Genomic DNA, 20,521 nt, shown 5'->3' on the forward strand with positions numbered 1-20,521 from the left:
CCCTCAAGCAAACAAGTGATCTTAATCACTATGATCAATACCCGACCGATAGCTAAGGCAAATACTTCTCAGGATTAACAGCTTGTCCTCGGTAACGGATTTCAAAACGCAATGCCGTCACTTCAGAGTCTGAACTGCCAATCTCGGCTATTTTTTGCCCAGCTTTCACATCCTGTTTTTCTTTAACTAGCAACTTAGAGTTATGTGCATAGGCACTAAGATAATCATCATTATGTTTCAAAATAATTAAATTACCGTATCCTCTAAGTGCGTTACCCGCATAAACTACAGTCCCTTGTGCTGCGGCAAAAACAGCGACACCTTTTTTATTAGTAATTTGTAACCCTTTATACCCGCTTTCCTTGGTTGAAAAACGCTGAGTTACTGTTCCTTTAGCTGGCCACGACCACTTAACTTGGGTCGAGGACAAACTGTTATTTTTACTAATTTTCCTATTGGCTTGTTTTTGAACATACTCTCGTTGTTTTGGCTGATCAAGCTCTTTCTTTAATTTTTTGTTATTTTTTTGTATGTCACTTGTAGACTTTTTACTCGGTTTCGTATATTTTTTATGCCTTTTTATTTTTTCAGGTACATTATTAAAAGAAATTGTTTGCCCCGGTTGGATTATGTAAGGGGCTGGTATGCCATTATTTTTTGCCAACGTGCGGAAATCTTGCTGGGCGCTAAAGGCTATCGAATATAACGTATCACCTTTTTTAACCGTGTAGCGGTCACCATTAATATTTACTTTACTAGTATAAGGTTTAACACTGGTATTTAAACTACTGACCGGAGCAGGGGCATGTCGAGATGAGCAGGCACTGAGCAAAACACTTGTAAATAAAGTAACATAGAAGACGTACTGTTTATTCATGGTGTTTTGCTCCTTGTGCTAAAAGTAGTTATTTAGATGCTTAACGTAATAAAAAGTATGCAACCACCACTAAAATCACTACCCCCCAGCCAAGTACCTCAACATATTGACGTAATTTTTGCTCCATTTTTACTCCGCCCCACTTCATTAGCGCTGAAACTAAAAAGAACCGCGCACCACGCCCGACAGCAGAGGCTAATAAAAAAGGTAAAAACGCCATGTGCAAAAGCCCAGCACCAATAGTAAATACTTTATAGGGTATTGGCGAAAAACCGGCTAAAAACACCACCCATACGCCATAATCTTTAAACCAGCTTAAAGCGGTATTAAACTTTTCTTGCCAACCCATTTGCGCTATTAATGGCTCTACTACAGGTTCAAACAACCAAAACCCGAGCAAATAACCTAAAATACCGCCAAGCACCGAAGCAACTGTAGCAAAAGTAGCATAGCGCCATGCTTTGCTCGGTTGTGCAAGCGACATCGGCGCAAGCATTACATCGGGTGGAATAGGAAAAATAACCGATTCAGCAAAACTCATCCCAGCTAAATAACGCTCTGCGTGGCGATGTTTTGCCCACACTAATGCCATATCGTATAACTTAGTAAACAATTTCAAAGTGACTTCCTATTCAATGTCGCCAGGGACTAAAGGTACAAATCTAACTGGCGCAATAACATGTTGAGTAAATTTTTCGCCTTCGCGCACAACCATAACCAGTTGTTGATCTTCATTACCGATTGGCGCAATCATCACCCCACCATCACTGAGTTGATCAAGTAATGCCTGCGGGACTTGCGATGCAGCGGCGGTTACAATGATGCCATCAAACGGCGCTTGTGACTGCCAGCCTTGCCAACCATCGCCATGTTTCATGGAAACGTTGTATAAGTCTAGGTTATGTAAACGGCGCTTAGCCTGCCATTGTAACGCTTTAATTCGCTCTACCGAAAATACTTTTGAAAAGGTTTTCGCCAGTACCGCTGTTTGATAGCCTGAACCCGTGCCTATCTCAAGTACTTTATCGCGCACGCCAGCCAAACGCAGTAACTCGGTCATACGGGCAACAATATATGGCTGTGAAATTGTTTGTCCTTGACCTATTGGCAACGCCGTATTTTGATACGCTTTATGCTTAAGTACATCATCAACAAATACATGACGTGGAATATCAGCAATAGCGCTGAGTACCAATTTATCTTCAACACCTTCACGCTGTAATAGGTCAGCGAGCGCACGGGCACTTCGAGTATAATTAGCCAGCACCGTTGATCTCCATTGTTTTAAGCCACTCACCAACCGCAGCCAAACTATCTTTCGCTGTCATATCAACACTTAGTGGCGTAACCGATGCATAGCCATTATTGATAGCATAAAAGTCTGTACCTTCTCCGGCATCACTTTCGGCACCTAAAACCCCATACCAATAAATGTCTCGTCCCCATGGATCTTGTTGTTTAGTCATGGTTTCTGCTTTATGACGCGCACCTAAACGCGTTACTTGCACGCCTTTTAGCTCAGATAACGGAATATCTGGCACATTAATGTTGATGATTTGATCTTTTGGCAATGGATGTGACGCCAGCTCTTTAATTATGCTGACAGTCACCGCTGCTGCCGTTTCAAAATGATTGCCTTCTTTTGAGCACAAAGACACCGCCACTGCGGGCAAGCCTAAATGACGTCCTTCGGTTGCTGCTGCAACAGTCCCTGAGTACAAAGTATCGTCACCTAAATTTGCACCGTGGTTAATGCCAGCCACAACTAAATCGGGCTTTTCATTAAGTAATTCATTCACGCCCAAATGTACACAATCAGTGGGCGTACCATTGACCGAAATAAACCCGTTATCTAGCGTGGTAGCACGCAGTGGATTAAGTAGCGTCAGTGAGTTACTTGCGCCACTGCAATTGCGATCAGGTGCAACTAACGTTACGTCTGCAATTTGCGTCAATGCCTGATACAACACTGCAATACCTTTTGCATTAACACCATCATCGTTACTTAGAAGAATTTTCATTTTCAGCGTCCTGTTCTTTATGTACTCGTGGGCTTGCATCTGTGTAATCCACCAGCTCACGTAACAATGCCGTGGCAAAGGTGCCTTTGGGTAAACCAAAGCTCAATTTAATGGTAGTTTCATCAATCGTTTCAACGGTTAAATCTTGTGGGATCAAACGCAACATTCTGCGCTCATTTTTCAGCCCTAACTTACCAAGCCCTTCACACCAATCTTGATACGGCTCTAGCCATATTTTTTCTTGTTCGGTGAGGCCTTTTTCGCTAGTGCCGACCAATGGCGCAGACATCATAATATCGCCAGAGGCAAGACGAGCGATATTTTCATCGCTAATGGCATCTTCAAAAAATGCATTGCTACCACTGAGCATAAACACTTCACGGTGCATGGTTTTAGCTAAGCCGTGCTCAGCAACACGCAAATTCACTATTTGATTAAACACATAAGAACGTGCAGCAGAGATAATTAAACCACGTAGTTTTTTGTCACGAATGCGCTCACCGGCAAACATCTTTTTAGCCATCACTAAATTATGACCATCGTGACCAAAGCGTTGTTCGCCAAAATAGTTAGGCACCCCGGCGCGTACCGCGTTGATACGACAAAGAATGTCTAACGGCTGAGTTACATTACGTAGAATAATGCTGAATTTATTACCTTTGTGGCAGCCAGTCCGCAGCTTACGATTATGCCGTTGCTGAGCAATGATAAACAGTGATTCACTGTTTAGCTCAGTAAAATCAATGTCTTTTTTAATGGGTACTGGCACACTAAACCACTGACTACATACTCCGTGGCGATCTTTCATACCAGCGAAGCTGACATCACGTGGCGAAATCCCCGCTTTTTGGGCAAGTAATTTAGCAACGTATTGGGTATTTTCGCCTTTTTTAACGACCTGTAAACAGACGTGTTCACCACTGCCTGTAAACTCTATGCCTAAATCCTCATCAACCATAAAATCTTCAGCAGTGGTTTTAAAATCTGCTTTAGATAATGGTGCACCGTATAAATAATTTAACTCGCTCATAGTGATTGCTTGCTCATGATAACCACTGCATGACTTGAAATACCTTCTTTTCGCCCTTCAAAACCGAGCTTTTCAGTGGTTGTTGCTTTGACATTTACCTGGCCCAGTTCAGCGTTTAAATCGGCGGCTAAATTTTTACGCATGGCTTGAATATGCGGCAGCATTTTTGGCGCTTGCGCTACTATCGTTACATCCGCATTACCCAGTACATAGCCTTGCTGCTTAGCTAAATCAACAACATGGCGTAATAAAATACGGCTATCTATATTCTCATATTCACTGGCGGTATCAGGAAAGTGCTTGCCAATATCACCCATTGCTAATGAGCCTAAAATAGCATCGCATAGTGCATGAATCGCAACATCACCATCAGAGTGCGCTAAAAAGCCTTGTGGGTAAGCAATCTTTTCACCACAAATAGTTAACGGGCCTTCGCCACCAAATTTATGGACATCGAAGCCATGGCCGATTCGAATCATGATGCATTCTCACTGTGTTGTTTTTGGAGTAAAAAGTTGGCTAAATCTAAATCTTCTGGAGTGGTTATTTTAATATTATCGCTACGCCCAGCCACCAGCTTTACAGGCTTATTCGCCCATTCTATTGCCGATGCTTCGTCAGTGATCGTAACCTGCTGAGCAAGCGCAGTTTGCAATGCCTGCATTAAATCGTGGTACTTAAATAATTGCGGGGTCAACGCCTGCCATAAGTCATCCCGTGGTACTGTTTGTTGGCTATGAGTTGCACCGCGCTTAATGGTATCTTTCACTTTGCTTGCTAATATACCGCCCTCGTCAGCGTTAATACACTCACTAAGTAAGCGCCCAATATCAGCCAAGGTAACCAGCGGCCTTGCCGCATCATGCACTAACACCCAATCAGGCGGGTTATCTGCAAGCGCTAATAAGCCATTAAGTACCGAGTCGGCTCGCTCTTTGCCGCCACTTGCACGGACAATGCGCTGATCAATAAACTCCAGTGTAGCAAAATAAGGATCATCATCGCTGACGGCCACCACAATAGTCGTTAATTGTTTGAGTTGCGCTAGTTTAGCAAGTGTATGTTCAAGAATTGTTTTACCAGCCAAGCGAATGTATTGCTTCGGTGCGCTATGTTGCATACGGCTTCCCACGCCAGCGGCTGGGACTATGGCTGCAAGGGTATAATTAGTTGTCATTTTGTTGCTGCCCAGGTAAAACACGAATAAATGTTTCGCCGGGTTTGATCATCCCTAATTCATTTCGAGCGCGCTCTTCCACACCTTCTTGACCAAGCTTTAAATCCTCAATATCGGCTTTAAGCACTTTATTACGTTTGATCAATTGAGCATTAGTATCGTGATGTGAAGTAACAGCAGCTTTTAAACGACTATAATCTTGTACACCGTTGTGGCCAAACCATAATCGATATTGTACAAATAACGCTAAGCACAGCAGCGTGAATTGAAACAGTCGCATTAAACACTCCTTGATTTTACTCTACCAGTACAAATTTATAATGCGATTAAGGCTACTGGTATTATATTTTTTTAACTCGAACATGGGGACGTTTTAAATTACGCCAATTGATATTGCCTGCTAGCAGCATTTCTCTCAGTGATAACGTTCGCGGTGTCGTGCGTTTATCAAAAGACCACTGATGGCCACAACAAGCAGCGGCCATTGTTGCCTTTGTGGGCTTTAATAACACCACCGACTGCCCTTCAAGCGGCTGACCTTGGCAGTCAAACCAACCATGCTCATTACAATGAAGTTTATTGTCGCTTACTTGGTCGATGCTGTCTATTGCAACACGGGTTTGATTTGCGCTATTGAGTAAAAGCGGAACAATTAAACCTACATTTTTATGTGTTTGATAAAAATCATCATTATTTTTTGCGTTGGGAGGCTGAGCTTTTTGCTTATCAAGCCAACAGCCATTGTGCGGATCTAACTGAAAAGGAACTTGACCATTTACCACGGCCGTTGCTGCGCGTTCTATATAATAAGGAAGACTTTTTAATCGCTTGCGTAAACGCTGTTCATTAACTTCAACAACTAATTGACCTATTTCCCGCGCATAAAAAGCATTGCACAACTGTGCATATAGCACACGTTGTGTATCTGATTGCCAAATATCGACTTGTTGAAAGGGGTCGCTTGCAGCCAACGATCATACTCTAAAACATCTAGTTGCTTGTTTTATAGCACAGTATTGACTGCTTTTTAAGCTCTGCTCTTTACAAAAGCAAAGCTCAGGTTACTTAACTTGTGACTTTATACCTAATTTAGCATCGCCAGTTTCTAAAAACTGCACTACTTCATCACGTTTCTTACCTAATAACAGACTACCATCAGCTAAAAACATAAAATTTTGCCAATTGCGTTTAAACACATCAAAGCTGGTTTCGATAATATTATCGCGGGCGATACAAAAATACACTGTGGTATTAGCTTGCCAACCTAAGTGCGCAAGGATCTCAGCTGGCAGTTGCTCAGCGCCGGCTTCCCATGCAGCTTCCCAGTGAATAGTTTGCGAGAAATTGTCTTCGTTACCACACCAGTCTGTTTTTTCAAAAAAATCAGGATGGTCATGTTCACGGCTCACCATGGTGCTCCATAAAACAGCGGCACGCTCATGGCTCATAGGTTTAATTAAGGCAAGGTCTTGTTCTGTTACTGGCGCATCTTTATGACGAAAAACCCACGCTTTTTTGTAATCATCTAACGAAATATAGTTCATAGTATTGGCAAATTAGTTAGCATTAAAAGTGCAAAGACAAATTATACAAGAGATCAAAACATGACTACAGCAATAAAACCACATACCCTCAAATCAGGCATATACCAACACTACAAAGGCCCAAAGTACAAAGTTCTGTACGTCGCCACTCACAGTGAAACAGACGAACAATTAGTTATTTACCAAGCCTTGTATGGTGAGTTTGGCATTTGGGCAAGACCGCTTAGTATGTTTAGCGAAACGATTGAAAAAGACGGCCAAATTATTCCACGCTTTAGCTACCTTGGTGAAGCCGATTAACTATGGCATGATAGGCATATTGTTTACTGCTCAGACCAGATAGGTATTTACGTGCAATTTAATTCTACTGATAACTACATCGCAAGTTCAGCGTTAAAACAAGCGGTTAATGCGGCTATTTTGCTGGAAAAGCCACTTTTGATCAAAGGCGAGCCCGGCACAGGTAAAACCATGCTGGCTGAGGAGTTGGCTAAAAGCTTAGACACCACACTTATCCAATGGCATATCAAATCGACCACTAAAGCGCAGCAAGGCTTATATGAATACGATGCGGTATCACGCCTACGCGACAGCCAATTAGGTGATGCCCGGGTAAACGACATTGGTAACTATATTATTAAAGGCAAGTTGTGGCAGGCATTTACCTATGGTGAAGAACATAACAAACGCCCGGTATTATTAATTGATGAAATAGACAAAGCCGACATCGAATTCCCGAACGACTTACTATTAGAACTCGATAAAATGGAATTTCATGTTTATGAAACCGGTGAGCGTGTAATCGCAAAACAACGCCCTATTGTGATCATCACCTCAAACAACGAAAAAGAACTGCCCGATGCCTTTTTACGCCGTTGTTTTTTCCATTACATTGATTTTCCATCTAGTGATGAAATGCAGCAAATTATCGATGTTCACCACCCACACGTAAAACAAGATTTAGTTCGCCAAGCGCTAGAAGTATTTTTTAATCTACGTGAAGTCAACGGCATTAAGAAAAAGCCTTCCACCAGCGAGTTACTTGATTGGTTAAAACTGCTTATGGCTGAAGACATCGATGCAAAAACTCTGCATGACAAAACTCAAAAAGGCGGTTTAATGCCAATGTTTGGCGCACTACTTAAAAATGAGCAAGATATCAGCTTAATTGAAAAACTTGCCTTTATGAGTCGCCGTTAAGATGTTGGTTGCGTTTTTCTTCAAACTGCGTGAATACCGTTTACCTGTTAGTTTGCGCGAGCTGCTTGATTTGATCAACGCGCTAAAAAAAGGCGCGGTATTTGCCGATGTTGACGGTTTTTACTATTTAGCCCGTACCATTATGGTTAAAGACGAAACCCACTTTGACAGGTTTGATAAAGCGTTTGCTGATTACTTTAGCGGCATTGCCGATCTGGACTTACTCGAAAGCTTAAAACAGCAGCACAACTTACCTGAAGATTGGCTGCGCAAAGAGTTTGAAAAACACCTAACCGATGAAGAAAAAGCCCAGCTTAAAGCCATGGGCGGCCTTGATGAGCTAATGAAAACCCTCAAAGAGCGCCTAGAAGAACAACAAAAACGCCACGCTGGTGGCAATAAATGGGTGGGCACGGGTGGTACATCGCCATTTGGCGCGTATGGCTATAACCCTGAGGGAGTGCGCATTGGTCAAGACGGCAACCGCAATCGCCAAGCAGTAAAAGTATGGGATAAACGCGAATACCGTAACCTAGATTCCGATCGTGAAATTGGCTCACGCACTATTAAGCTCGCCCTTAAAAAACTGCGCAAGTTTGCTCGCACTGGCGCCAGCGACACCCTCGACTTAAACGAGACCATTCGCGCTACCGCCAAGCAAGGCGGCATGCTGGATGTAAAAATGGCACCAGAGCGCCACAACGCGGTAAAAGTATTGATGCTGTTTGATATTGGCGGCTCAATGGATGATTACATCCACACCTGTGAAGAATTATTTAGCGCCGCGCATAGCGAGTTTAAGCATTTAGAGTTTTACTACTTTCATAACTGTTTATACGAACACGTATGGCAAGATAACCAGCGCCGCCATTCCAACGTCATCGACACCATGACGCTGATCAACAAGTTCACCAGTGACTATAAAGTGATCTTTGTTGGCGACGCCACTATGGGCCCGTATGAAATCGCCTACCCCGGCGGCTCTGTTGAACACTACAACGAAGAGCCCGGCAGTGCCTGGCTTGCTCGTATCACCAACCACTTTGATAAAGTCGCGTGGCTCAACCCACAACCGGTTGAACACTGGCGTTACTACCAATCAATTGATTTTATCAAGCAGCTAATGAACAAACGCATGTACCCACTGAGTTTAGATGGCATAAGTAATGCGATAAAAGAGCTAACATAGGTGCTAGATTATAGGGGCTAGGAAAACTAACTCTACAACTCAGCTATATGATTCAATGTTTCTGGATAACGCTGCACCAGTTTTAGTAAAGTAATTGCTTGCCCATTAGGAACAATGCGCCCTTGTTCCCAGTTTTCAAACATTCTTGCTGAGGTACGTAATAAGTTTGCAAATACTCAGCGCGACATATTAAACGCTTCGCGAATATTGATTATTTTATCGGATGAAATGGCGGGCTTATTTGCATCATTCATAGCATAAGTGAGTAAGGTTAGCTTGCCTTGTGCATGCGCTTAAATGTACGCAAATTACGTACACTTATCAAATTAACACTATGACGCGATATAAAATCGCTGCTACGAGATGGGTGATATTTCGTAGGCGCGGGTTTACCCCGTGCAATTAAAGTTTATTCACAAAGAGGTTATGAGGCGCTGCGCTTTTAGAGAAGTAATTGTAAAAATAGGGGCTAGGTGCTGGGATGTACTCGGAGCTCATTGCTCGAGGCCCCTTGGCATTTTTTCTTAAATAACATAATCCTCTTTAAGCTTACTCATCCCTCGAAAAGAACTATAACGCGATATAAAATCGCTGCTATATGGCTCGTTAAAAAAGAAAAGCGCGGGATCTCTCCCGCGCTTCTTTTTTCGCTTTAGTAATTTTGGTAATTACTTAGCCTGCCATTTGTTCGTCACGGCTGCGTTTTTTGTCACCTTTTTTACGCATGTGTTTTTTAATTTCTTGGTACTTTTCACGTTGTTCAGCATTTAATACTTGCCATACTTGATGCTGCGTTTTTAGGTTAATTAAGCCAAATTGCTCGCCTTTGGTTTGGCGCTGCGCTAATAACTCTTTTGCTGCGGCTTCATCAAAGGTTGGCATATCTAACAATGCTTGCATTTGTGCCTTATGGGCAGCACGCTCTTGCTTCATGGCCTGTTTATCGTTGCCACGTAGCGCTTTAAATTGTGCTTTTTGCGCATCAAAAATGCTTTTTAACTGGGTTTGTTGTTGCTCAGTTAAATCAAGCTTTTTAACGCCACGCTCAGAGAGTAAAAAGCGCGCTTGTTTGTGCTGTTGAGAATGGCCTGGTTTATGATCCATGCCCTCTTTTGCTATTACGGCGCCAGTGCCTAATGTTGCTGTCGCTAATCCACAAATTAATACTAGTTTAGAAACTTTACTTGAAATAGTCATAATCATTACCTTTGAGTTGCTTGTAACTTAGTGTCTGTTCAGTTGTTATATTCACTATAACTAACCAAGTGCAAAGCAACGCAAAGCAATGTAAAGGTTGTGTAAAGGTTCACTTTTAAGTGCGTTAAGGCGTAAAATGAAGTTATTCCAGCGTGGTTAAGGTGAGCAAATAATGAAGCTATTAATGATTGATGATGATACCGGTTTATGTGAATTACTCTCGGAGTACTTAACTGCGCAAGGTTTTCAAATAGAATGTGCCCATGATGGTGAACAAGGCTTAAAACAAGCGCTTGAGCAAGAGTATGCATTAATTTTACTCGATGTTATGTTACCGAAACTAGATGGTTTTGAAGTATTAAAACAGCTTAGGCAAACAAAATTAACGCCGGTGATCATGCTAACCGCCAAAGGTGAAGACTTTGACCGTATTTTTGGTCTTGAACTAGGCGCTGATGATTACATTCCTAAACCATTTAATCATCGTGAATTACTCGCGCGGGTTAAAGCGATTACTCGTCGTATAGAACATATTACTAGCCTAGCAAATACCAGCAGTAATAAGTTAACCGTTAATAATATTGTTATAAATTTAGCTGCCCGCGAAGCGTATGTAGATGAACACCCGCTAAGCTTCACCGGTACTGAATATGAAGTACTAGCCTTACTGGTTAAACATGCAGGTGAAGTAGTCAGTAAAGAGCAAATAAGTGAAGAGGTGCTCGGTAGACGCCTAGCCTCTTTTGATCGCTCAATTGATATGCATGTGAGTAATATTCGTAAAAAAATTGCCGAGTTCAACAATGCAGAACGAATAAAAACCATGCGAGGGACTGGTTATGTCTTTATCCAAGGAGAGTAATAAAACTCTATTCCCCTGGTTAAAAAACCCTCAGCACTTTTTGTTTTTTAAGATTTTTGCTTGGTTTTGGCTGACAATTATAGGCACCATTACTGCGTTGGTGTTTTTAAGTAACATTGCGACTAATCAAGTTAGTAATGAGGACTTGCGTGGGCCAATGAAAAAAAACCTGCAATACACAGCCAAAAATATTGAACGCATAATTGAAAAACACAATAAACCAGCGGCCGAAATTTTAACTCATCCGCGGCTTGCAAAACAAAAGTTACTATATTTAAATTCAGATCAGCCAGATCATTCTATCAGTAGCAGAGTACCATCAAGTGAGATTGATTTAAGTTTACTTAATTTCACTAAAAACATGCCGCCACAAATTATTTTTACCGAGTATTATCAAGCATTCGGACCGATAAAAATAAACCTTCCTGAGGGGCAATTTTACCTATACGAAATTGATGAGAATCATCAACCACCTTTTTTTATACGGTTAAAGCTGATGCCGATTTGGCTAAAAGTGATCATTGCTTTACTAGCTTCATTAACTTTAAGTTTTATATTTAGTCGTAACCTAATTGCTCCTATTAATCACTTAAAGCAAGCTGCAATTAAGCTCTCTGACGGCGATTTAACCGCGCGCGCTGAAATTGATCCAAACAGGCAAGATGAACTGGGCGTACTTGGCCGCGACTTTAATAGTATGGCAAGTCAGTTAGAGCAACTGATTTCTGCACAAAAGCGCTTATTGGCTGATATATCTCACGAGTTGCGTTCCCCCCTAACTCGCCTTAAAATGGCTACGGGTCTTGCGCAAATGCAGACCCCAGAAGAAAACCAAACCTATTTATTACGCATTGAAAAAGAAGCAAATCAGCTCGATAAAATGATCGCTGATGTGCTGCAAGTATCGCGCTTAGAGGCGAAAAGTCAGGCGCTATCGCTGCATCAACAATCCTTACAGATCATTATTGATCATGTTTTGAATGATGCGCAATTTGAAGCTAAACAGACCAATAAGCAATTAATTATAAATGGTCAACTCAATGTTGATATTTATTGTGACGAGAGCCTCATTGCCAGTGCGCTAGAGAATGTTTTACGCAACGCAATAAAATATGCAGAGCAAACAATCACCCTAACATTGAGTTTAAGTGATGCTATTTATATAGAGATCAGCGATGATGGCCCGGGCGTCGAACCGCAAAATTTAGCCAAATTATGTGAGCCATTTTTTCGCCAATCGGATGCACGAGACAGAACTAGCGGCGGCACAGGACTTGGCTTAGCAATTGCTAAAAATGCAATTGCCGCCCATTCTGGCAGTTTAACGCTGCATAATAAACAACCAAGTGGGTTATGTGTGCGTATCGCCTTACCTCTGGATAAACAAAAATAATCATGGCCATTATGTTTTACAGCACAGAGCAAAACTTACTTACCCAACAACCTGAGATCACAGAGTTTTTTCAGCAGCAGTTGCACAAAGCGCAGCTGACTACCGATAATGGCGATTTATATTATGGCTATGTGATACCTGAGCATGCCAAGGCCGCTATTGTTATTTGCTCTGGACGCATTGAAGGATTAGATAAATACCAAGAGCTAATCTGGGAGTTATACAAAAATAACTATGCGGTGTTTATTATTGATCATCAAGGCCAAGGCCGCTCTTATCGCGCTTTAGCCAATCCTCATAAAGGTTTTGTTAATAAATTTAGTGATTATGCTGATGATTTAGCACTGTTTGACCGTCTAATTGTCAGTAAACTCTACCAAGGCAAAAAAGTCATCCTAGGGCATTCAATGGGCGGCGCGATTGCCTTTGATTTCCTGACCCGGTTTGAACATAACTACAGTGGGGTATTTTTGTCTTCGCCCATGTTTGATATTTTCACTAAAGGTACTCCCAAACCACTGGCTAAACTTGCCGCCCGTGCTGCCTGTTTGTTTGGTTTTAATAAACACTATGCGTTTGGCCAAGCAGATTACCTGCCTGATGAATTCGCACAGAATGACCTTACCAGTAGCGAAACTCGCTATGATTTATTTAGACAAACCTACCAAACGGATAGCGCGCTACAATTAGGCGGGGTGACTTACGGCTGGTTGAATGAAGCTTTTGGCTTTATGGCAACTCTTGAAAAACAACAGCTATCGATTCCACTTTTTGTAGCCAGTGCTGAGAATGATACTGTGGTTGATAACCAAGCCCAATTAGCCTTAGTTCACCGTCAAAGTAATGCTATTTTACAAACATTTGCGAATGCTAAGCACGAGTTACTATTTGAACAAGACACCATTCGCAAAGCTGTGCTTAGCCGTTTTTATCAGTTTTGTGATTCATTAACTTGAGCGCGGCTATTACTCAATGACATTGGATCTTGATGGATCAAAATATCCATTTCACAATTAAATTCTTGTTGGATCATCGCCACTACTTCATCCGCTACATAATGAGCACGGATCAAGGGGAGTTGATCTTCAAGCTCTAAATGCATTTGAATAAACTTAACTTTACCACCTTGTCGCGTGCGTACGTCATGTACGCCAAATACATCGTTATGGCTGTTAGCGATTGATATAATACTGGCTTTTTCGTCCTCAGGTAGCTCTTTATCCATTAAATGGTCAGCGCTTTGCCTAGCAATATCCCAACTGTTATAAAGCAAATAACCCGCAACGCCAATGGCAAAAATAGGATCCGCGTACAGCATATCATTTTGCGCAAGCAGTATGGCCAGCAGTACTGCTGCATTTAAAATTATATCACCTTTGTAATGCACAGAGTCTGCTTTAACTGCAATTGACTCGGTGTGCTTAATGACTTGAGTTTGTACATAAACCACCACTAAGGTGCAAGCAATCGCAAATAGACTAACCCATACCCCGAGCATTGAATGACTTAGTACCACAGGATTAAATAATCGCTCTATACCATGAAACGCCAATAAACAACCAGAGCCTGCAATAAATGCCGCTTGCCCTAAACCCGCCAAGGCTTCGGCTTTACCATGGCCAAAACGATGATCGTCATCAGCTGGGCGCAGTGCATAAAAGAGCACCATAAAACTCATTGCTGAAGCGGTAATATCCATCAAGGAATCGGTGAGTGATCCGAGCATAGAGGCAGAGCCAGACGCAAGCCATGCCCAACATTTAGCAGCAATCATTAAACTCACCATCACCATAGTGACCACACTTGCTGTTTTTACCCAAAACTCATAACTGCGCTGATGCACGTTTTTGCCTATGCTTAAAGTGTTTACTTAAAATGAGTATATCATTTTTTTTATCTGTTTCGTGTATACTCTCGAACGTCAAAATGTAGATCACCAATAAGGCTCGTTATGCTTGATATCGTTTTATACCAACCTGAAATTCCACCTAACACAGGGAATATTATTCGCCTGTGTGCAAATACGGGCTATGCTTTGCATTTAATCGAGCCTTTGGGCTTTGAGTGGGACGATAAGCGCGTGAAAAGAGCTGGCCTTGATTACCATGAATTTAGCCATGTGCAACGCCATCCGTCATTTGCAGCTTACTTAGAAAAATGCCAACCTAAAAAAGTATATGCATGTACCACTAAAGGCAGTCAATTTCACCATCAAGCGAATTATGAAGCAGGTGATTGTTTAGTGTTTGGCCCAGAAACCCGTGGCTTACCAGATGATTTAATTCAATCACTACCTAATGAACAACGTGTGCGTATTCCTATGCAAGCTAACAGTAGAAGCATGAACTTATCTAACGCAGTGGCTGTTTTTGTTTATGAATCATGGCGTCAGTTAGGCTTTCCTAACGCGCAGTAAATTATATTAAAATGCGCCTATATCGTTGGGCGCCTTGTTTTATAATCACCATTATAATTTAGCACTACATATAGCAATAAATTTGCTTCGAGTGGATTCGCATTATTTCTATTCCTACACTATTCTAAATAAGTTCTTTTTAAACTGATTCAATGGATTGTAATGCGTTTTTCCCTTCAAATATGCTGTTTTATTAGCATGTTATCTATTGTAAATGCAAACGCGAGTGTAGCTGAATTAAATGCGAATGAACTTTCGCTACCCGCCATTAATGACTTTACTCAAGACCCGAGTAATGCGTTTTGGCTCGCTACCAATAAAGGGCTGTTTAATTACGACTCGGTGCATCTTTTTAGTGGCCAAGCACCACCTTTTTCATCATTTGCGAATCAAGCCATTTTACAAGTAGCTACTTATAAATCCTGGTTATTAATTAACACTGAGCAAGGGCTGAGTTTAATAAACTTAATTAACAACCAGTTAATTCAACTAACAGCAACACCGCTAAAACAGCCGATATTAACCACCGAGCTCGGCTTTTACTTTCTGTACCAAGGTCAGATCCACACTATAAAAGACGAAAAAATCTATTCTCCATTCGCCTTTTCAGAGCAGATCGTCGAACTCGCATTGGGATTTAACAACAGCCTATGGCTACATTCAGGTAGTAATTTAGTTAGTCACTTTGATTTAGCAAGTAATGCAATTACAGCTCAGCTTATCGTCCCCGCACCTATCGCGCAGTTGAGTCCAAGTCAAACCTCAGCAGCGATCCTTATCAATACCAATAACGACCAACATTACCTGTTTAACAACACGCACTCTATGCAAGAAATAAAACTCCAGCATGCGCATGTTCAACAACTAAATTACTTTGATGATCAGCTTTATTATTTGCATAAAAATCGCGCTTATAAACATGATTTAACGACCAAAAACACTAATCCTTTATTTTATAGTGCTCCTGCACGCTTTTTATCAATTAAACAAAACAACCAACAACTGTGGCTGCAAACTGCCACTAAAAGCTGGCTAAAGCTCCCTGCAATGCAAATTATCACAACCCCTATCACCGATAATCCTGCTCCGCGTATGCAGCAATACTTTGACATGTTGGAACAGTTAGATAATTTTACACAACATAAAAAAATTATTACCATCGCTTATCTGCGCGAAGATAAATGGGCTGTTGCAACCGACACTGGTTTATATTTATACAGTGCCCGCAACCTCACTTTTGATTTATTAATAAAGGATCAAGTTACTGCCCTGTATTCAACCGCCCCAACAACACTTTGGGTAGCAACCAAAAAGCAATTAATAAAATATGATTTTGCGACGCAGCAACAAAACCAAACACTACCAATTAATAACATTAATGCTTTAACATCCCTTAATGACGAGCAATATCTAGCAAGTAATGGTGAGCAATTATTTTATATTGCTAAACAACAGCTCACCGCCCTTGTGCTTGAAACTGAAGCCCTCGGGCAGATCAACGCTATTTATTATCAACGCAACTCTTCAAGGCTTTGGCTTGCAACAAGTAACGGCTTATGGCTGAGCCAATGGCAAGCACCTGAAAATTCTCAGCAAATAACACTTGAGATAAATTTTGATAAAGTAAGTACGTTTAACACCACAGCCATTTACGAAGCACCACAAAATGCTTTGTGGATAGTTGATTCTCAAGCGATAAAACTCTACAAACCCAGCACTAACCTATGGGTTGAAAATGCCACTCATAGTATTGCCGCTTATATTGATGATTCTATAAGTTATGAGCAACTTCCGAGTTCACTCTTTAGCGTTAGCTATCGTGATAAAATAATGTTGTTTGCACCAACAGGTAATACTTTATTAGAAGTACATTCAAAACAAGCACAACCTCAAAGCAGCTCTTTTTTAGTCAGTCATTTGACTTTGCACTACAAAGATAAAAGCCAAGACTATTACCACTTAGCAACCAACGCAGTAAATACCAGCCAACCGCTAAAAGGGATTTCTGTTTGGTTTAGCAGTAATAGCCTCTTACCTATGCGGCTAAATTACCGGCTTGATCCCAATGGCGATTGGCTAGCACTGCCGCCGACTCAAACTATGCTGTCACTGGCAAGTAGTGAAAAGAATATTTATCTTGAAGTTAAAAACCTTAATCAAGTAAACAGCGAACCGCTAGTGTTAATGATTAAACAAACTGCTTTTACTTTCCCTCACTGGATCAATTATCTCATTTTAGCGGCTATTTTCGCTATTTTACTGCTGTTAATTGTTTATAGATTAAAAAGTGGTGCTAAACATAATTTGGTCAACGCGTTAATGACGCAATCAAAAGATGCCATTTGGATCGCCAATGAACAGTTTCAAATAACGAACATAAACCAAGCATTTACAACTATTTGTGGCTTTACTCTTGCTGATGTAGTGGGTAAAAAACCAAAAGCCTTTACTGTAAACGGCCGCGATAAAAAATTAGAAAGCCTCATTTATAATGATCTAGAGGTTGATGGTTATTGGTCTGGTGAAATTTGGAATGTGCGTAAAGACGGGCAACCCTATGCCTTAGATTTATCGATAACGAAAGTAAAAACCCCTAACCTACGTACTAGTAGCGCGCATTATATTGGGTTATTTTCAGATGTAACTGCACGTAAGAATAATGAACGTGCGATGCTTAAATTAACCACTCGAGATTCTGTCACTGGGCTATCCAATCGCACTATTTTTATTGAATCTGTAAATAAGGCAATTGCCAGCTGTAATAACAACTTCCCTAATTTACTGATTATTTTTATAGATTTAGACAATTTTAATAAAATTAACGAATCCCTTGGTCACGCAATCGGTGATGAACTATTAAAAGAAGTTGCGGGCAGACTCACTCGAAACCTTGATTCTGGTTATACCTTGGCCCGCTTAGGGGGAGATGAATTTGCTGTACTTGTACCGCCCTATTTATATTCAGGTAAGACCGTCTTTTTCGCCAAAAAACTGGCCGATAATATTCTTAAACAATTCCAAACACCGTTTATGCTTGATGGTATAGAGAGCTTTATTTCTGCCTGTTGTGGCATCGCTGGGTACCCAGAAAATGGTTATAACAGCGAAGCGCTGATGCGCAGCGCCAACAGTGCGCTTAATCACGCCAAAAAGATGGGTCACAATAATTATCAATTTTTTGATAAATCTAAACACACGATTGATACTAATGAGCTAAGTAAAGAAAGTGCACTTTTTCGGGCTATCGAACATCAGGATTTTCAATTATTCTACCAAGTAAAATATAACGCAGATAAAGATCAAGTACATGGTTTTGAAGCTTTAGTCCGTTGGCCACAAGTTGATGGCAGTATAATTAGTCCTGTTGAATTTATCCCTCTTGCAGAACAAAATGGCGCAATTATTCCTCTCACTTTATTGCTAATGAAGCAGCTATTTAAGCAACTAGAGTTATGGCGTAATGAAGGGGTGAGTTTTGGCAAAGTAGCTATTAATGTTTCAGCTCTGCACTTTCAGCAAAGTAGTTTAGTCGAAACCCTCACTGAGTGTTTAACAAACTACGACGTACCTGCGCGCTGTGTTGAGTTAGAAATAACTGAAAGTGCCATGATGGACAACCCTGAATTTGCCCAACAGCAAATGAATCGCTTAAAAGCACTAGGATTTACCATTGCGCTAGATGACTTTGGTACTGGTCATTCATCATTGGGCTATCTAAAACGTTTTCCAATTGATACTTTAAAAATTGATCGCTCTTTCATAAAAGATATTGTCGATAGTGAGCAGGATCGTAATATTACCGCGACAATTATTCGCCTCGCTAAATACTTACATATCGATGTTGTTGCCGAAGGGGTTGAAACTAAAGAGCAGGCTTATATGTTGCATGTTATGGGCTGTAATACGATGCAAGGCTATTATTATAGTCGCCCGCTTTGTGCTGAAAAAGTAGCTGCTTATCTCGAAAAAAACAACCTGAGAAAACAATCTAATTTGATGAATGACTAAGTACCATGTTAGTTATTAGATTAACTGCCAGCGTTTATACAATCCCATAAACGCTGGCAGCTACAAGGCACTGTTACTCTGATTTTTGCTCGCGACCTAATAAAGCCATCGCGGCTTCTTTCACGTCTTTATTTTCATAAAGTACCTGATAGATTTGCTCAGTGATCGGCATTTCAATACCAGTACGTTGTGCAAGTAAATAGACTTCTTTGGTGTTGCGATAACCTTCGACCACTTGACCAATTGATGCTATCGCCTGCTCTACCTTTTCACCTTTACCCAGTGCTAAACCAAAACGACGGTTACGAGACTGATTATCGGTGCACGTTAGGATCAAATCCCCCAGCCCAGCCATGCCCATAAAGGTTTCTGACTTAGCACCAAGCGCGCAGCCTAACCGGCATAACTCAGCTAAACCACGGGTGATCAATGCTGTCCGTGCATTAGCACCAAAACCAAAGCCGTCAGACATACCAGCGCCAATCGCAATCACATTTTTAACCGCGCCACCGAGCTGAATACCAATAAAATCATTATTGTTATAGACCCTAAATGAGCGACCACAATGCAATAGTTCAGCTAACTGTTTTGCAAAGGCTGTTGATGTTGACGACACTGAAATAGCAGTAGGTAAACCCATCGCCATTTCTTTAGCAAATGTAGGGCCTGATACGACTGCCAGTGGCACATCATCACCTAATTCTTGCTGGGCAACTTCTTGCAAAAGTCGGCCTGTATCTGGTTCAAGCCCTTTGGTTGCCCATGCAACTTGTGCCCCTTCAAGTAATGAAGGCTTAATTTGCTGTAGCGTATCGCCAAATGCATGACTTGGTACAACAACCAAAATCACTTGGCTTGCAGTTACTGCGGTGTGTAAGTCGGCTTCAAGGTGTAAAGTGTCAGGAAAAGTGACATCGGGCAGGTAACGTTGATTTTTCCGCTCAGCTGCAAGCGTGGCAACGTCATCGCTATTGCGACCCCAAAGTGTCACTTGGTGACCGTTTCGGGCTAAACAAATAGCAAGGGCGGTGCCATAAGACCCCGCCCCTAATACAGTAACAGCTGAATTGGCTGTACTCATAAGTTATGCGTCTGCAGTTGCCTGTTCAGCTTGCGCTGCACGTTGCTGCATGTATTGAGCGAATAACGCATCAAAGTTCACAGGTGCAAGGTTAAGCTGTGGGAATGTACCACGGTTAACTAAGTTAGATACCGCTTCACGTGCGTACGGGAACAATACGTTCGGGCAGAATGCGCCAAGCATGTGTGCAAGTTGTACTTCTTCAACTTCAGCGATAGTGAAAATACCCGCTTGTTGAATTTCACATAAAAAAGCCGTTTCTTCACCGATAGAAGCAGTAACAGTCAGTGCTAATACTACTTCAAACACGCCTTCGTCTAATTTATTAGAACGTGTATCAAGGTCAAGCTTAACTTCTGGTGTCCATTCTTTTTGGAAAATAGCAGGTGAATTAGGCGTTTCAAAAGACACGTCTTTTGTGTAAATACGTTGGATCGTAAATTGTGCGCCAGTTTCTTCTTGTGCTGCTACGTTCTGGTTTTCTTCGTTCATGATAATTCCTAACTTTTAATCGTTTTTATAATAA

The 20,521-nt window shown here is 41.4% G+C and carries 22 protein-coding genes; 8 read left to right on the forward strand and 14 right to left on the reverse strand.

Going from position 1 to position 20,521, the window contains the following annotated elements; translation table 11 throughout:
- Positions 1-52 precede the first annotated feature (52 nt).
- The 10 genes from H5162_RS04670 to H5162_RS04715 form a co-directional block, all read right to left on the reverse strand.
- Positions 53-877 (reverse strand): peptidoglycan DD-metalloendopeptidase family protein, encoded by an 825-nt coding sequence (locus H5162_RS04670; RefSeq protein WP_182731530.1) that lies wholly within the window; start codon positions 875-877, stop codon positions 53-55.
- Between the two features lie 40 nt (positions 878-917).
- On the reverse strand, positions 918-1,496 hold the full coding sequence (locus H5162_RS04675) for a YqaA family protein (RefSeq protein WP_145235276.1): 579 nt from the start codon (positions 1,494-1,496) through the stop codon (positions 918-920).
- Positions 1,497-1,505: 9 nt separating this feature from the next.
- Positions 1,506-2,144 (reverse strand): protein-L-isoaspartate(D-aspartate) O-methyltransferase, encoded by a 639-nt coding sequence (locus H5162_RS04680; protein ID WP_145235274.1) that lies wholly within the window; start codon positions 2,142-2,144, stop codon positions 1,506-1,508.
- Positions 2,134-2,898: a 5'/3'-nucleotidase SurE gene (surE, locus tag H5162_RS04685; RefSeq protein WP_145235272.1), complete on the reverse strand. Its 765-nt coding sequence runs from the start codon at positions 2,896-2,898 to the stop codon at positions 2,134-2,136. The genes H5162_RS04680 and surE overlap by 11 nt, the downstream gene beginning before the upstream one ends.
- The gene (gene truD / locus H5162_RS04690) at positions 2,879-3,928 is read right to left on the reverse strand and encodes a tRNA pseudouridine(13) synthase TruD (RefSeq protein WP_182731531.1); all 1,050 of its coding nucleotides are present in this window, start codon (positions 3,926-3,928) and stop codon (positions 2,879-2,881) included. The genes surE and truD overlap by 20 nt, the downstream gene beginning before the upstream one ends.
- Positions 3,925-4,407 (reverse strand): 2-C-methyl-D-erythritol 2,4-cyclodiphosphate synthase, encoded by a 483-nt coding sequence (ispF, locus tag H5162_RS04695; RefSeq protein WP_182735495.1) that lies wholly within the window; start codon positions 4,405-4,407, stop codon positions 3,925-3,927. The genes truD and ispF overlap by 4 nt, the downstream gene beginning before the upstream one ends.
- Positions 4,404-5,105, reverse strand: a complete 702-nt coding sequence (gene ispD / locus H5162_RS04700) for a 2-C-methyl-D-erythritol 4-phosphate cytidylyltransferase (RefSeq protein WP_182777808.1) — start codon at positions 5,103-5,105, stop codon at positions 4,404-4,406. Before ispD ends, ispF begins: the two co-directional genes overlap by 4 nt.
- Positions 5,095-5,385 carry a cell division protein FtsB gene (gene ftsB, locus H5162_RS04705; RefSeq protein WP_145235264.1) on the reverse strand — a complete coding sequence of 97 codons (291 nt, stop codon included), beginning with the start codon at positions 5,383-5,385 and terminating at the stop codon, positions 5,095-5,097. The genes ispD and ftsB overlap by 11 nt, the downstream gene beginning before the upstream one ends.
- 61 nt (positions 5,386-5,446) lie before the next feature.
- The gene (locus H5162_RS04710) at positions 5,447-6,076 is read right to left on the reverse strand and encodes a hypothetical protein (RefSeq protein ID WP_182731534.1); all 630 of its coding nucleotides are present in this window, start codon (positions 6,074-6,076) and stop codon (positions 5,447-5,449) included.
- Positions 6,077-6,166: 90 nt separating this feature from the next.
- The gene (locus H5162_RS04715; RefSeq protein WP_145235259.1) at positions 6,167-6,649 is read right to left on the reverse strand and encodes a DUF2947 domain-containing protein; all 483 of its coding nucleotides are present in this window, start codon (positions 6,647-6,649) and stop codon (positions 6,167-6,169) included.
- A 60-nt stretch (positions 6,650-6,709) separates the two neighbouring features.
- Between H5162_RS04715 and H5162_RS04720 the strand changes: the two genes are divergently transcribed.
- Genes H5162_RS04720 through H5162_RS04730 form a run of 3 tightly spaced genes read left to right on the forward strand, consistent with a single transcriptional unit; the run spans position 6,710 to position 9,038 of the window.
- Positions 6,710-6,949 (forward strand): DUF1653 domain-containing protein, encoded by a 240-nt coding sequence (locus H5162_RS04720; protein ID WP_182767256.1) that lies wholly within the window; start codon positions 6,710-6,712, stop codon positions 6,947-6,949.
- Positions 6,950-7,000: 51 nt separating this feature from the next.
- On the forward strand, positions 7,001-7,849 hold the full coding sequence (locus tag H5162_RS04725; protein ID WP_182731547.1) for a MoxR family ATPase: 849 nt from the start codon (positions 7,001-7,003) through the stop codon (positions 7,847-7,849).
- 1 nt (position 7,850) lies between these two features.
- The gene (locus H5162_RS04730; protein WP_182777810.1) at positions 7,851-9,038 is read left to right on the forward strand and encodes a VWA domain-containing protein; all 1,188 of its coding nucleotides are present in this window, start codon (positions 7,851-7,853) and stop codon (positions 9,036-9,038) included.
- 672 nt (positions 9,039-9,710) lie between these two features.
- Here H5162_RS04730 and H5162_RS04740 read toward each other — a convergent pair.
- A complete protein-coding gene (locus tag H5162_RS04740) occupies positions 9,711-10,235 on the reverse strand; it encodes a Spy/CpxP family protein refolding chaperone (protein ID WP_182777812.1) in 525 nt (174 codons plus the stop codon).
- Positions 10,236-10,407: 172 nt separating this feature from the next.
- Here H5162_RS04740 and H5162_RS04745 point away from each other — a divergent pair, with 172 nt between their 5' ends.
- From H5162_RS04745 to H5162_RS04755, 3 genes are read left to right on the forward strand one after another with little or no spacing between them, the layout of a single operon-like run.
- Positions 10,408-11,097, forward strand: a complete 690-nt coding sequence (locus H5162_RS04745) for a response regulator (protein ID WP_182777814.1) — start codon at positions 10,408-10,410, stop codon at positions 11,095-11,097.
- Positions 11,075-12,490, forward strand: a complete 1,416-nt coding sequence (locus tag H5162_RS04750) for an ATP-binding protein (RefSeq protein WP_182777816.1) — start codon at positions 11,075-11,077, stop codon at positions 12,488-12,490. Before H5162_RS04745 ends, H5162_RS04750 begins: the two co-directional genes overlap by 23 nt.
- An 11-nt stretch (positions 12,491-12,501) precedes the next feature.
- A complete protein-coding gene (locus H5162_RS04755) occupies positions 12,502-13,446 on the forward strand; it encodes an alpha/beta fold hydrolase (protein WP_145235527.1) in 945 nt (314 codons plus the stop codon).
- On the opposite strand, the gene H5162_RS04760 is transcribed toward H5162_RS04755, so the two are convergent.
- Positions 13,422-14,333 (reverse strand): cation diffusion facilitator family transporter, encoded by a 912-nt coding sequence (locus tag H5162_RS04760; RefSeq protein ID WP_145235244.1) that lies wholly within the window; start codon positions 14,331-14,333, stop codon positions 13,422-13,424. The genes H5162_RS04755 and H5162_RS04760 overlap by 25 nt on opposite strands.
- A gap of 108 nt (positions 14,334-14,441) precedes the next feature.
- Between H5162_RS04760 and trmL the strand changes: the two genes are divergently transcribed.
- The gene (gene trmL / locus H5162_RS04765) at positions 14,442-14,906 is read left to right on the forward strand and encodes a tRNA (uridine(34)/cytosine(34)/5-carboxymethylaminomethyluridine(34)-2'-O)-methyltransferase TrmL (protein ID WP_182777818.1); all 465 of its coding nucleotides are present in this window, start codon (positions 14,442-14,444) and stop codon (positions 14,904-14,906) included.
- A gap of 162 nt (positions 14,907-15,068) precedes the next feature.
- Positions 15,069-18,914, forward strand: a complete 3,846-nt coding sequence (locus H5162_RS04770) for an EAL domain-containing protein (protein WP_182777820.1) — start codon at positions 15,069-15,071, stop codon at positions 18,912-18,914.
- Between the two features lie 73 nt (positions 18,915-18,987).
- Here the strand turns inward: H5162_RS04770 and gpsA are convergent, their stop codons facing one another.
- Complete coding sequence (gpsA, locus tag H5162_RS04775; protein WP_145235238.1) at positions 18,988-19,995, reverse strand: NAD(P)H-dependent glycerol-3-phosphate dehydrogenase; 1,008 nt, start codon at positions 19,993-19,995, stop codon at positions 18,988-18,990.
- A gap of 3 nt (positions 19,996-19,998) precedes the next feature.
- Positions 19,999-20,487 (reverse strand): protein-export chaperone SecB, encoded by a 489-nt coding sequence (gene secB, locus H5162_RS04780; RefSeq protein WP_145235236.1) that lies wholly within the window; start codon positions 20,485-20,487, stop codon positions 19,999-20,001.
- Positions 20,488-20,521: the final 34 nt, after the last annotated feature.

The sequence above is a fragment of the Pseudoalteromonas sp. SR41-8 genome, from assembly GCF_014163915.1.
Taxonomy (GTDB): Bacteria; Pseudomonadota; Gammaproteobacteria; order Enterobacterales; family Alteromonadaceae; genus Pseudoalteromonas; species Pseudoalteromonas rhizosphaerae.